Source organism: Bradyrhizobium sp. UFLA05-108, assembly GCF_059803455.1.
This window is the reverse complement of sequence record NZ_JBANAZ010000023.1, coordinates 28,788-42,020: the sequence shown is the minus strand read 5'-3', so window position 1 is coordinate 42,020 and position 13,233 is coordinate 28,788. Positions and strand designations below refer to the sequence as shown.

The following is a 13,233-nucleotide window of genomic DNA, read 5'->3' as shown; positions in this document are numbered from 1 at the left end:
AACATGTCACCAGCTGACATGACGTAAGATGACGACGCAAGCGGGCCGCGTGAACGGCTTAAGGAGCTGACGGATGGCGGAAAGTGTCGAAAAACTTGAAGACGTGATCGTCCGCTCGGCGGAGCAGGTGTCGGGACAGATTCGCGCCGCCAAGGAAGCGATCGCGACCGTCATCTTCGGCCAGGACCGCGTGATCGAGAACACGCTGGTAACGATCCTCTCCGGCGGCCATGCGCTCCTGATCGGCGTGCCGGGTCTTGCCAAGACCAAGCTGGTCGAGACGCTCGGCGTCACGCTCGGCCTCGATGCAAAGCGCATCCAGTTCACGCCCGACCTGATGCCGTCGGACATTCTCGGCGCCGAAGTGCTGGACGAGAGCACCGCCGGAAAGCGCTCCTTCCGCTTCATCGCCGGCCCCGTCTTCGCGCAGCTCCTGATGGCCGACGAAATCAACCGCGCCAGCCCGCGCACGCAGTCCGCGCTCCTGCAAGCGATGCAGGAGCAGCACATCACGGTCGCCGGCGCGCGTCATGACCTGCCCAAGCCCTTCCACGTGCTGGCGACGCAAAATCCGCTGGAGCAGGAAGGCACCTACCCGCTGCCGGAAGCGCAGCTCGACCGCTTCCTGATGGAGATCGACGTCGACTATCCCGATCGCGACGCAGAACGGCGCATCCTGTTCGAGACCACCGGCGCCGAAGAGACGCTGGCGAAGGGCTCGATGACCGCCGATGCGCTGATCGCGGCCCAGCGGCTGGTGCGGCGCCTGCCGGTCGGCGATTCCGTAGTGGAGGCCATTCTGTCGCTGGTGCGCTCGGCGCGTCCGGGCCCCGAGGGTGGCGAAACCGGCAAGCTGATCGCCTGGGGACCCGGTCCCCGCGCCAGCCAGTCGCTGATGCTGGCGGTGCGCGCACGCGCGCTGCTCGACGGCCGCCTCGCGCCGTCGATCGACGACGTGCTCGACCTCGCCGAGCCGGTGCTGAAGCACCGCATGGCACTGACGTTCCAGGCGCGCGCCGAAGGCCGCACGATTCCGGACGTGATCCGGCAATTGAAGACACGGATCGGTTGATGGCCGCAGACAACGGGCACACAGCGAAGGAGATCATTGCGATCCGACGTGCCGATGGCGAAAGCCGTACGCTCGCCGCTTCGCTGCCGCGCCTGGTGCTCGAGGCCCGCCGCATTGCCGCCAACGTCATCCACGGTCTGCATGGCCGCCGGCGCGCCGGCTCGGGCGAAAGTTTTTGGCAGTATCGCCGCTTCATCTCCGGCGAGCCGTCGCAGAACGTCGATTGGCGCCGCTCGGCGCGTGACGATCATCTCTATGTCCGCGAGCAGGAATGGGAAGCCGCGCACACCGTGTGGATCTGGCCCGACCGTTCGCCGTCGATGGCGTTTGCATCAAGGAACGCGCGTGACTCCAAGCTCGAGCGCACGCTGATCGTGGCATTCGCGCTGGCCGAGCTGCTCGTCTCCGGCGGCGAACGCGTCGGCATTCCAGGCCTGATGGCGCCGACCGCGAGCCGCAGCGTCATCGACAAGATGGCGCAGGCGATGCTGCATGACGACGCCGAACGGCCGAGCCTGCCGCCGTCCTTCGTACCCTCCGCGCTCGCCGAGACGGTAGTGTTGTCCGATTTCTGGTCGCCGATCGCCGAAATCAGGAGCATGCTTGCAGCGCTCTCCGGCTCCGGCGCCCATGGCACGCTGGTGCAGATCGTCGATCCCGCCGAGGAGACGTTCCCCTATTCCGGCCGTGTCGAATTCGTCGAGCCCGAGGGTTTTGGCGTAATCACGGCGGGGCGCGCCGAAAGCTGGGCGGAGGATTACACCGCGCGGCTCGCGCTGCATCGTGATCAGATTCGCGACGAGACCAACAAGCTCGACTGGCTGTTCGCCACCCACGTCACCGATCGCTCCGCCGCCGAACTGCTGCTGTTCCTGCATGCCGGCATGCAGGTCAGCAAATCGGGCGTGCGCTCGACCACCGTCAAAGCGGGACCCGCCGCATGATCGGAAGCCTGCCGCTCGCCTTCACCGAACCGCTGCTCCTGATCGGGCTCGTCAGCCTGCCGGTGCTGTGGTGGCTGCTGCGCGTGATGCCGCCGCGGCCGCGCCGCATCGAATTCCCGCCGACGCGGCTGCTGTTCGACATCGCGCCAAAGGAAGAGACGCCCTCGCGCACGCCCTGGTGGCTCACCGCGCTGCGCCTGCTCGCCGCGGCGCTGGTGATCTTCGCCGCCGCCGGCCCGATCTGGAATCCGCAGACCGGCCTTGCCAGCAGCAAGGCGCCGCTGATGATCATGTTCGACGACGGCTGGAGCGCGGCTTCGAACTGGGACACGCGGATCAAGGCGGCCGACGAACTGATCGCGAATGCCGACGGCGATCGCCGCGCCATCGCGCTGGTGCCGCTCTCGGAGCCGAACCGCGACATCACGTTGCTGCAAGCAGGCGCAGCGCGCGTTGCGCTGCGACAGCTCGCGCCGAAACCCTATTCCATCGAGCGTGTTGAAACTCTCACCGCGATTGATCGTTTCCTGAAAACCACCGGTGATTGCGAGATCGCCTGGCTGTCCGACGGCGTCGACACCGGCCGCGGCGAGGAATTCCTGCAAGGCCTGACGAAGACGATTGGAGACCGCACCTTGACGGTGTTTGAAGGTGGCACGCCCTCCCCGCTGGCGCTGGTCGCGGCTGAGAACGCAGCCGCGAAGATGGTCGTGAAGGTGCTGCGCACCGACAGCGGCATTGCCGCCGGCACCGTGCGCGCGCTGGACCAGAAGGGATCGCCGATCGGCGAAGCCCGCTACGCGTTCGCCCCGCAGGACAGGGAGACCGAGGCGTCATTCGACCTTCCGGTCGAGCTGCGCAACGACATCACCCGGCTCGAGATCTCCGGCGAGCGTTCCGCGGGCGCCGTGCAACTGCTCGACAAGCGCTGGCGACGCCGTGCCATCGGCATCGTCTCCGGCGCGACCAGTGAGACGGCGCAGCCACTGTTGGCACCGACCTTCTATCTCACCCGCGCGCTGGCGCCGTTCGCCGACGTCCGTCTCGCCGACAAGGGCGCGCCGCAGCAGGGCATCACGCAATTCCTCGACCAGAAGCTGCCGATGATCATCCTGGCCGATGTCGGCACCATCGCCCCTGAAATCCGCGAGCGCCTCAACGCCTGGGTCGACCAGGGCGGCGTGCTGGTGCGCTTTGCAGGTCCCCGCCTTGCACAGGCCGAAGACGACCTCGTACCGGTGAAGCTGCGCAAGGGCGGCCGCACGCTCGGCGGCAGCCTGACCTGGGAGAAGCCGCAGCACCTCGCCGCCTTCACCGCGGATGGTCCGTTCACCGGCGTCCCTGTGCCGAAGGACGTCACCGTGACCCGCCAGGTGCTGGCCGAGCCCGATGCGGTGCTGGCGACCAAGAGCTGGGCCTCGCTCGAAGACGGCACGCCGCTCGTCACCGGCGAGCATCGCGGCAAGGGTCTGGTCAGCCTGTTCCATGTGTCTGCCGACATGCGCTGGTCGGACCTGCCGATGTCGGGCACCTTTGTCGAAATGCTGAGACGAATCGTCGACATGTCCGGTTACACCTCCAAGCCAGGTGCCGGCGTTGCCGGCGAGGCCAGCGCCGAAACGGTGGCGCCGCTGCACATCCTCGACGGCTTTGGCGCCTTTGGCCCGCCGCCGGCGACCGCCAAGCCGCTGTCGGCCGATTTCCGCGACCGCGCCACATCAGATCATCCGCCCGGCTTCTACGGCCCGGCCGAGGGACCGCTGGCCGTGAACACGCTCGCCGCCGCCGACCGCATCGCTCCGCTCAACACCGCGAGCCTGCGCGCCCGGCACGCGACCTATACCAACGCCGAGCCGCGCGATCTGCGCGGCTGGCTGCTCTCGACCTCGCTGGCGCTGTTCCTGATCGACGCCATCATCGTCGCACTGCTCGGCGGCGGCCTCGCCGCGCTCCTGCGCCGACGCGCCGCTCCCGCCGTGCTCGCGATCGGACTGGTGCTCGCCAGCCTCACGTCTCCCGCACCGTCACGCGCCGACAGCGCATCGGACGATTTTGCGATGAAGGCGGTCTCGCAGACGCGCCTTGCCTACGTCGTCACCGGCAATGCCGACGTCGATTCCATCGTGAAGGCCGGCATGTCCGGGCTGACGCTGTTCCTGGCGCAGCGCACCGCGCTCGAGGCCGGCGATCCCGTCGGCGTCGATCCGGCGCGCGACGAGCTCGCCTTCTTCCCGCTGATCTACTGGCCGATCGTTCCGGGCGCACCAAAACCGCCGCAGGACGCCATCAACAAGATCGACGCCTACATGAAGCAAGGCGGCACGGTGATCTTCGATACCCGCGACGCGGTCGAAGCATCGCCAGGCGAGAACGGCGCCTCGCAGACGCCGGGCATGCAGGCGCTGCGCGAGATCCTGTCCTCGCTCGACGTGCCCGAGCTCGAGCCGGTGCCGCGCGAGCACGTGCTGACCAAGACCTTCTATCTGCTGCGCGATTTCCCCGGCCGCTTCAGCACCGGGCAGACCTGGGTCGAGACGCTGCCGCGCGAGGAAGAGGACGAGAGCGCGCAGCGCCCGGCGCGTGGCGGCGACGGCGTCTCGCCGATCATCATCACCTCGAACGATCTCGCAGGCGCCTGGGCGATCCGTCCCGATGGCCAGCCGATGCTGCCGATGACGCCGGGCGAGCCGCGCCAGCGCGAATTCGCCTTCCGCGCCGGCGTCAACATCGTGATGTACACGCTGACCGGCAACTACAAGGCCGACCAGGTGCACGCGCCGGCGCTGATCGAGCGGCTCGGGCAATAGGAGCGACATGAATTACGGCATCGCGTTCACGCCGCTTGTCCCTGCGATCGTCTTGTGGATCGCGCTCGCCGCGATCGTGGTCATCGCAGCCCTCTTGCTGCTGGCCCGCGCACGTGGCGCAGCGGTGCGCGTCGCCGCACTCGCGCTGTTCCTGCTGGCCCTCGCAAACCCCTCCTTCACCCGCGAGGACCGCGATCCCCTCACCTCGGTTGCTGCCGTCGTCGTCGACAAGAGCCCGAGCCAGAATTTTGGCAATCGCACCCGCGAAGCTGCCCAGGCGCAGGAGGCGCTGGTCGACAGCCTGAAGCGGATCAAGGGCCTCGAGGTGCGTGTCGTCGAAGCCGGACAGGCCGACGGCGAGACCGACGGCACGAAACTGTTCGGCGCGCTCACCTCCGCGCTCTCCGACGTGCCGGTCGATCGCGTTGCCGGCGCTTTCCTGATCACCGACGGCCGCGTCCATGACATCCCCGCGAATGCCGCGGCGATCGGCTTCCAGGCGCCGGTGCATGCGCTGATCACCGGCCAGAAGAACGAGCGCGACCGCCGCATCGCGATAACGGCCGCACCGCGCTTCGGCATCGTCGGCCAGACCCAGACGATCACCTACCGGCTCGACGACCAGGGCGTCAGCGGCGATCGCGCCAAGGTCACGGTGCGCCGCGACGGCGAGACGATCAACGAGCGCACACTGTCGAGCGGCCAGACCGCAAGCGTCGATGTCGAGATCAAGCATGCCGGCCCGAACATCGTCGAGATCGAGGCCTCGCCGCTCGAGAAGGAGCTGACGCCGGTCAACAACCGCGCCGTCGTTGCGATCGACGGCGTGCGCGACAAGCTGCGCGTGCTGCTGGTCTCGGGCGAGCCGCATTCCGGCGAGCGCACCTGGCGCAACCTCCTCAAATCCGACGCCAGCGTCGATCTCGTGCATTTCACGATTCTACGCCCGCCGGAGAAGCAGGACGGCACGCCGATCAACGAGTTGTCGCTGATCGCGTTTCCGACCCGCGAATTGTTCCAGCAGAAGATCAACGAATTTCAGTTGATCATCTTCGACCGCTACGCCCGCCAGGGCGTGCTGCCGATTGCCTATTTCGACAACATCGCGCGCTATGTCCGCTCGGGCGGCGCGGTGCTGGTCTCGGCGGGTCCGGACTATGCCTCCAACACCAGCATCTGGCGCACGCCGCTGGATTCGGTGCTGCCGGCAGAGCCGGTCGGCGTCACCGAGAAGCCGTTCTATGCGCATCTCTCCGACACCGGTAAGCGCCATCCGGTGACGCGCGGCCTCGAGGGCTCCGCGAGCGAGCCACCGCATTGGGCCCGCTTCTTCCGCACCGTCGACACCAGGAATGCGACGGGCTCGCCAGTGATGACCGGCGCCGATGGCAAGCCGCTGCTGTTCCTGTCGCGCTTCGGCGAGGGGCGCGTCGCGCTGCTGCTCTCCGACCACATCTGGCTGTGGGCGCGTGGCTATGAGGGCGGCGGCCCGCATCTCGACCTGCTCAGGCGGATGTCGCACTGGCTGATGAAGCAGCCCGATCTCGACGAGGAGGCACTGCGCCTCCAGGTGCAGGGCAAGGATCTCGTGGTGGTGCGCCAGACGATGTCGGACAGCGTGCAGCCGGTGACGGTGACCTCGCCCTCCGGCGTGACGCGCGACCTCACGCTCAATGCCGGCGACCCCGGCGAGTGGCGCGCCAGCCTGCCGGCCGGCGAGCTCGGTCTCTGGCAGGCCACCGACGGCACGCTGAAGGCGCTGATCAATGTCGGGCCGACCAACCCGAAGGAATTTTCGGAGGTCACCTCCACCACCGAGACCTTGAGGCCGCTGACGCAGGCGACCGGCGGCGATGCCGTGCGCGTCGTCGACGGATCGAGCGTCGAGCTGCCACGCGTCGTGCCGGTGCATTCCGCCTCCATCTTCCACGGCGACGGCTGGATGGGGGTCAGGATGCGCGATGCCAGCGTGGTGAAGGGCGTCGGCGTGCTGCCGATCTTCGCCGGGCTGATCGGGCTGCTCTTGCTGCTCGGAGCATTCGCCGCGACCTGGGTGCGCGAAGGGCGCTAAAGCGCGATGAGATTGGGATGAATCGTCATCGCGCTTTAGGTTATTGTTTGAGCATGATCTTTTCGGAAAAACCGCTCCACACTTTTCCGGATCATGCTCTAGGACTACGAATTCCGTTGCATGAAGATCACATCGGGAGGCCGGCCACAGCGGCCGCGCCTCCCGCAGTTGACATGCGCGCCACGATCCTGCGATGTTACATTGTAACATCGTGATGGCCGGGGGATTGGCCCTCGCGATGCGGGGTGCGTTTTCCAATGAAGTGGTTCCGCTCGAACATCAGGCACGGTGCCCGGCTCGCGATCTTCGCGATGCTGGTGCAGTTCGCGTTGACCTTCGGCCACAGCCACTGGTTCGCGCGGGCTGCCCCGCTGCTCCAGTCGTCGCAACAGGCGAGCGGCATCGCGTCCGTCGATCGTGCAGCGCTACAGAAGCAGGCACCGGCAAATCCCGACCACGACCAGCAGGGCGACGACAATTGCGCGATCTGCGCCGTGGTCGCGATGGCGAGCACCGTGGTGTTCGCGACGCCGCCGCTGCTGCATCTGCCGCAGGCGGTCGAATTCCTCTACCGCACCACCGATGCCGAATTCATCCATCTGAAGTCGGCCAGCCACGCGTTCCAGCCGCGCGCGCCTCCCGCGTCCTGATCTCTCCAGCATTGAGCAAGCCTGGATTCGTTCGCTTTTGACACGCGGACGAGCACCCGGGAGCAGTTGAGGTCGAATTCCGTCAGATCAAGACGGCAGGTCGCCACGTACCCGCACATAGCTGTTGGTCGGCGCCTGATTGGAATCAGGACAATGACATCTTATCCAAGACGCGCGCAGCGTCTGAGCGGAGCGAGCTGGCTCGTGCTCGGCCTTGCCGCGACCCCCGCCATCGCACAGGACAAACCCTCCACAGAGCTACCGGCGGTCGAGGTAACCGCACCAAGCCCGATCGTGCGCAGAGCGATCGTGCCGGCGCGCCCGACGACGCGCGTCGCGCGTAGCGCCCCCACCCGCCACCGCGAGCATCCGCCGGAGCCAGCAGCAGAACCGGCGCCCGCCACGCCCCAGCAGGGTGTGCTGCCGGTCGTCACCAACCAGTTCGCAACCGTCACCGTCGTACCCAACGACGAGATCCGCCGCGACGGCGGCGGACAGCTCGGCGACCTCCTTTTCGCAAAGCCCGGCATCACCGGCTCGAGCTTCGCACCGGGCGCGTCGAGCCGGCCGATCATCCGGGGGCTCGACGTCAACCGTGTCGGCATCGTCGAAAACGGCACCAATGCAGGCGGCGCCTCCGATCTCGGCGAAGATCACTTCGTTCCGATCGATCCGCTCGCGACCAATCAGATCGAGGTGGTGCGCGGCCCCGCCGCCTTGCGCTACGGCTCGACCTCGATCGGCGGCGTGGTGAGCGCGACCAACAATCGCATTCCCGATGCCCTGCCCTCCTGCGCGCCCTCGTTCCAGAGCTACGGCATGCCGGCCAAGGCACCGCTCGCCACCGCTGAAACCTCGCCTTGCGTGACGGCCGAGACCCGCACCTCGTTCAGCTCGGTCGATCGCGGCGTCGAAAGCGGTCTCCTGCTCGATACCGGCGGCGGCAATTTCGCATTCCATGCCGATGTCTACGGCCGGAAGACGTCCGACTATTCGATTCCAAGCTATCCTTATTTGTTCGACCAGACGCGGCCGGTCGGCAGCCATCAGCCGAACTCGGCGACACAGGCTGACGGTGCGTCGATCGGCGGGTCCTACATCTTCACGGGCGGCTTCATCGGCGCGTCGATCACACAGAATGACGCACTCTATCATATCCCCGGCATCGATGGCGCGGATCACCAGACCCGCATCGACGCGCATCAGACCAAGATCAACGTCAAGGGCGAATACCGCCCCGATGCCGCCGCGATCGACACTATTCGCCTGTGGATGGGCGCCACCAACTACCGCCACAACGAGCTCGGGCTCGCCGATCCCGCCGACCCGACGACAGACGGTGTCCGGCAGACCTTCACCAACCGCGAAGAGGAGATGCGCATCGAAACGCAGCTGATGCCGTTCAATGCCCGCTTTGCCGAAGTGACGACCGCGTTCGGCTTCCAGGCCGGCCATCAGGAGCTGACGGCACCGAGCCCGGATAATCCCGGCACGCTGTTCAACGGCCTGTGGGACCCGAACCGCAACTATCGCGTTGCCGGTTACGCCTTCAACGAGTTCAAATTCAGCGACCATACGAGGGCGCAGATCGCCGGCCGCGTCGAGCGCGTCGAGCTGCACGGTTCGACGCCGGACTTCCCTGCGGATTTCCTGCCCGACGGCACGCCACGGACGAGCATCGTTCGCAATCCGTCCTTTACGCCGAAGAGCGGCAGCATCGGCCTGTTGCAGGATCTTCCGGGCGGCATGGTCGGCAGCATCACCGCGCAATATGTCGAGCGCGCACCAAAGCCTGCCGAGCTGTTTTCGCGCGGCGCGCATGATGCGACCGCGACATTCGACATCGGCAATCCGAACCTCACCATCGAGACGGCAAAATCCGTCGAGATCGGCCTGCGCAAGGCCACGGGGCCGTTCCGCTTCGAGGCGACCGCCTACTACACCCACTTCGACAACTTCATCTATCGCCGGCTCACCGGCGTGATGTGCGGCGACGACTTTGCCTCATGCGGTACGCCGGGTGCCGAAGTGAACCAGGCCGTCTACTCGCAGGCGAACGCGAACTTCCGCGGCGGTGAATTCCAGTCGCAGCTCGACGTCGGAGCTATCCAGGGCGGGATCTGGGGCATCGAGACCCAGGGCGACGTGGTCCGCGCCACCTTCACCGACGGCACCAACGTGCCGCGGATTCCTCCCTTGAGGATGGGCGGCGGCCTATTCTGGCGCGACGACAACTGGCTGATGCGCGTCAACCTGTTGCACGCCTTCCCGCAGAACAACATCGCCGCGATCGCAGAGACGCCGACGCCGGGTTACAATCTGTTGAAGGCGGAAGTCAGCTACAAGACCAGGCTCAAGCCGAACGCCTTTGGCGCGCGCGAAATGCTGGTCGGTCTCGTCGGCAACAACCTCCTCAACGAGAACATCCGCAACTCGGTCTCCTATACCAAGGACGAGGTGTTGCTGCCCGGCATCGGCGTGCGCGCATTCGCGAACTTCAAGTTCTGAGCGCGATCAGATCAGGGCCGCCAAGGCGTGAGGGAATGCGCTCCCTCGCGCCTTGCGCGCGGCGTCTCGCGAGCTTGCTTCATCGTTCAACAGCTAATGACCATTCGCTGAATCTTCGAACGGTCATGCCTGAGTGCGAAAACGGATACGAGCAACCGATCCCTGCACGCCCTCATGAGCAGTTCGCCGACCTGCCGCTCGCGTGTCTTGAAGGAATGCGTCGTGCAACAGTCGGCGAGCACAAAGCCCTCCAGTTCGCCGAAGCAGTCGAAGATGATCTCGGCGACCTTCCCTGAGTACTCGACGACGTCGAGGCAGGGACTTGGGACTTCGACCGGCGCGCCATTCGGTGACGGTGGAATGGCATTAGGATCGCCCCCAAGCCCGGCGACGCGGTCCGCCAGAAATGCGACATACCGCTGCAGCACTGCAAACCACCGGTTTGACGGCGCGGTCTGCTGCAATCGCCATTTCATGATCGCCAGCGTGTCTTCCTCGGGGCGCAACATCACGGCAGACGTCGAGACCGGAATCCTGATCTGAAACGTCCCGATGACATATCGCCAGGAAAACGGTTGGCGCGGGACGGCGACGTCCGGATTGGCATTTCCCTCGCGCGTCGGCCTCTGGATCGGAACGTCGCGTTTCGAGACCTGCCGCCCCACGCGCCTGACGATGACGTTGAATTCCTCACCGGTGACGACGGTGGTGGGAAGGTCCACCGTGAGGAGACCCGCGAAGTTTTCACCCGCATTCATCGGAATCGGCACATAGGTGACGCCGCCCGTGATCTTGCACTGAACCGTATTCGTGTCTCCTGCCGTCAAGGCGTGTGCAGGATAGAGCTGCGACGCAAGGGCAAGCACGTCGGAGGCCTGAACCTGCGGCCAATAGATCGAGGCGACGCTCCCGTGTGGAATTTTGCCCCAGTCGATCGTCAACTCGTCGACCTCTGTCTTCCGGCTGACCATGGCGCTCGGCCGGATATCGAATGTTTGCGGGATCCGATGCGTCGAGGCCGGCCCGGGATTGTCTGAGACCGTCACCTGGAGATTGCGCTGGGCCAGCTTGTCCGAGGCCTCGGGACGTGACCCGATGAAGATCGGGGCATCGTCGAATGCGATCTGGGCCACCAGACAGTGGTGAGTTCCCGCAAGCCACGCCAGGGCCTGCTTGCCGTCGATCACGTTGGCGGAATCATAAAGGTTCAGGAAGCACCCGTAATAGACCCAGATATTGTCCTTCCCGCTCGCGATCTCGATGTCGCGGTTGTTGACGCCTCCGTTGTCGTAATCGGTGTTGCCGGCAAGATTTCCGGTCGCGAAGAACGGTAGCGTGACGTGACCGGCGCCGACTTGGGGCGAACCAGGCAAGCCCGCCGCGTCCGGATTGAAGGGGTAGGTCGTGCTCGTTTGATAGTCCGTATCGGGGCTCTGCGTCACGAACAGCCTGAAGAACACACGGGCATTTTTGGCTTCGCCTGCCGGTCCCGCTGTACCGCGCATGCGGACTCTCGCCACCGCGAAGTTGTAGTTGTTGAAGATCTTGAACGTTGGCGGGAACGTGGGAGTGAGCTGGATCGTGAATGGAGTCACGGAGGAATCGGCCTGCAGCGCCGCCCCCTGGCTCGGGAGAATCGAGTTGAAGGGGTCGGCTTCTGCCGGGTCGCTGAAGTTATTGTTCAGGAACGTGAGCAGGTCCTGGATGTAGGTGAACGCGCCGTTGACGCTGTCACTTGCAAAGGCCGGCGCACCGGCAACCGGATGCTGGGACAGGCCGGGCGTCGCAGTGAAGACCCTGAGGTCCTGGCTCAGATAGAAAACATTGTTCTGGGTCGGATCGACATTGGTGAAGTAGGGGTCTGCACCCGCCACCAATTCGAACAGCGTCGAAGCGTTCGTGCCCGGCACCCTGTTGCCATCGGTCGCAAGGAACGCATCAAGTTCAAAGGTCTGACTGCCGGACGTCGGGAAGTCCGCGAGCGCCACACTCGAGAACGTGATGTCGAAGGGAACTCGAATCCTCTGCTGGGCTCCGGGATCTGCACCGTTCTCGAAATCGATGTTCGGGTTCTGCGTGATCGTGACCCCGTTCAGGTTGGCGAACGCTCCCGTCGGCAGCGGCACCGTGACGTTGAGAGAGCTGAACGTGTTCTTGCTGAATCCGTCAACGACGAGCCAGAACGCCTGCTCGAACGTCCCGCCGCTGGTGTTGATGACATCCTGCACCTCATCCTTGCCGAAGGTGTCCTTGTCCACCAGGAAGGTCAACGTTCCCGTCGGAAGAATGCAGGCGTTGTCCGCCTTGCTCCAGTAGGCCTGGACGGAGCAATTGACGCCGTTGACGTCAATCGTCGCGAACTGGTTGTTGCAGGTGTCGCCGATCTCGTCGTTGGTGACCGTCGTTCCGTCGGGATTGGTGCCGTTGACCAGGATGCTGTTGTTCGAGGTATCGACGTCGGGGTTGGTGCACGCCTCGATCAACTCGTGGGAAAAGACCTTGGTGACGCAATTGTGCCCCGTGAGCGAGCCCGTATTGTCCACCCACGCGTAGTATCCTGTGACGCCCTTGTAGGTGAAACTCTGGTGTTGCCCGACGAAGTTGTTGGTCGTCGTCAGCTTGTTGTTGATGCCCGGCGGCACGATGACGGCGTAGAAGCGGTTGTGGCCGGATGCCGGCGGCGGCATGCTCGTATGGTCGAGCCGGTCCTTGAGCATCGTCTTCACGTCATCGTCGGTATACTGATCCACCGGGCTGGTGCTGTCGTTGAGGTCGGTGAAGATCAGCGTGCCCTGCGCGACGCCGCGATACTGGCGCAGGCCGCCCATGTAGGGGCCCGTGAGAATGCCGATAATCGCTTGCTTGTACTCGTCGCTGGAAGGAGACGGAGCAGGCGTCGTGGTCCAGAAGCTGCCCCAAAAGACCAGGATCACCTCGACGTCGGTCAGCACGCGTCCGCCGCCGTCAGTCGTGCTGGTCACCGTATAGTCTGCGGAAAACTGCTCATCGCCGGCTCTCGGTTGACTGTCCGGATGCGCGCGCTCGACGATCCCGCTCAATTTTTTTGATCGGCTGGCCTTCCTGGGCATCTCTCCCTCCGCTCCACTGGCCACCCCGTTTGAAGACTACTACCTGTACGGGAGTTCCAGTGTGAAGTGGCTCACCAGCCATCACACGTCGG

Annotated in this window: 7 protein-coding genes; 6 read left to right on the top strand and 1 reads right to left on the bottom strand. The window is 65.3% G+C overall.

What is annotated here, in order from left to right:
- Nucleotides 1-73: 73 nt before the first annotated feature.
- The 6 genes from SO140_RS18415 (at nucleotide 74) to SO140_RS18390 (ending at nucleotide 10,052) form a co-directional block, all read left to right on the top strand.
- Nucleotides 74-1,072: an AAA family ATPase gene (locus SO140_RS18415; protein WP_449380461.1), complete on the top strand. Its 999-nt coding sequence runs from the start codon at nucleotides 74-76 to the stop codon at nucleotides 1,070-1,072.
- Entirely contained in the window at nucleotides 1,072-2,016 is a 945-nt protein-coding gene (locus SO140_RS18410) for a DUF58 domain-containing protein (RefSeq protein WP_498542901.1), read from the top strand. Before SO140_RS18415 ends, SO140_RS18410 begins: the two co-directional genes overlap by 1 nt.
- Nucleotides 2,013-4,823: a DUF4159 domain-containing protein gene (locus tag SO140_RS18405; RefSeq protein WP_498542900.1), complete on the top strand. Its 2,811-nt coding sequence runs from the start codon at nucleotides 2,013-2,015 to the stop codon at nucleotides 4,821-4,823. The genes SO140_RS18410 and SO140_RS18405 overlap by 4 nt, the downstream gene beginning before the upstream one ends.
- 7 nt (nucleotides 4,824-4,830) lie before the next feature.
- Nucleotides 4,831-6,894: a hypothetical protein gene (locus SO140_RS18400; protein ID WP_449380464.1), complete on the top strand. Its 2,064-nt coding sequence runs from the start codon at nucleotides 4,831-4,833 to the stop codon at nucleotides 6,892-6,894.
- Between the two features lie 257 nt (nucleotides 6,895-7,151).
- Nucleotides 7,152-7,544 (top strand): DUF2946 domain-containing protein, encoded by a 393-nt coding sequence (locus SO140_RS18395; RefSeq protein ID WP_449380465.1) that lies wholly within the window; start codon nucleotides 7,152-7,154, stop codon nucleotides 7,542-7,544.
- Between the two features lie 153 nt (nucleotides 7,545-7,697).
- On the top strand, nucleotides 7,698-10,052 hold the full coding sequence (locus SO140_RS18390; RefSeq protein WP_498542899.1) for a TonB-dependent receptor: 2,355 nt from the start codon (nucleotides 7,698-7,700) through the stop codon (nucleotides 10,050-10,052).
- 86 nt (nucleotides 10,053-10,138) lie between these two features.
- Here SO140_RS18390 and SO140_RS18385 read toward each other — a convergent pair whose 3' ends face one another.
- Nucleotides 10,139-13,141, bottom strand: a complete 3,003-nt coding sequence (locus SO140_RS18385; protein WP_498542898.1) for a hypothetical protein — start codon at nucleotides 13,139-13,141, stop codon at nucleotides 10,139-10,141.
- Nucleotides 13,142-13,233 lie beyond the last annotated feature (92 nt).

Coding starts and splice junctions, on each gene's coding strand:
- SO140_RS18395 (WP_449380465.1), top strand. CDS start 7,152: ATGAAGTGGTTCCGCTCGAACATCAGGCACGGTGCCCGGCTCGCGATC.
- SO140_RS18405 (WP_498542900.1), top strand. CDS start 2,013: ATGATCGGAAGCCTGCCGCTCGCCTTCACCGAACCGCTGCTCCTGATC.
- SO140_RS18415 (WP_449380461.1), top strand. CDS start 74: ATGGCGGAAAGTGTCGAAAAACTTGAAGACGTGATCGTCCGCTCGGCG.
- SO140_RS18385 (WP_498542898.1), bottom strand. CDS start 13,141: ATGCCCAGGAAGGCCAGCCGATCAAAAAAATTGAGCGGGATCGTCGAG.
- SO140_RS18410 (WP_498542901.1), top strand. CDS start 1,072: ATGGCCGCAGACAACGGGCACACAGCGAAGGAGATCATTGCGATCCGA.
- SO140_RS18390 (WP_498542899.1), top strand. CDS start 7,698: ATGACATCTTATCCAAGACGCGCGCAGCGTCTGAGCGGAGCGAGCTGG.
- SO140_RS18400 (WP_449380464.1), top strand. CDS start 4,831: ATGAATTACGGCATCGCGTTCACGCCGCTTGTCCCTGCGATCGTCTTG.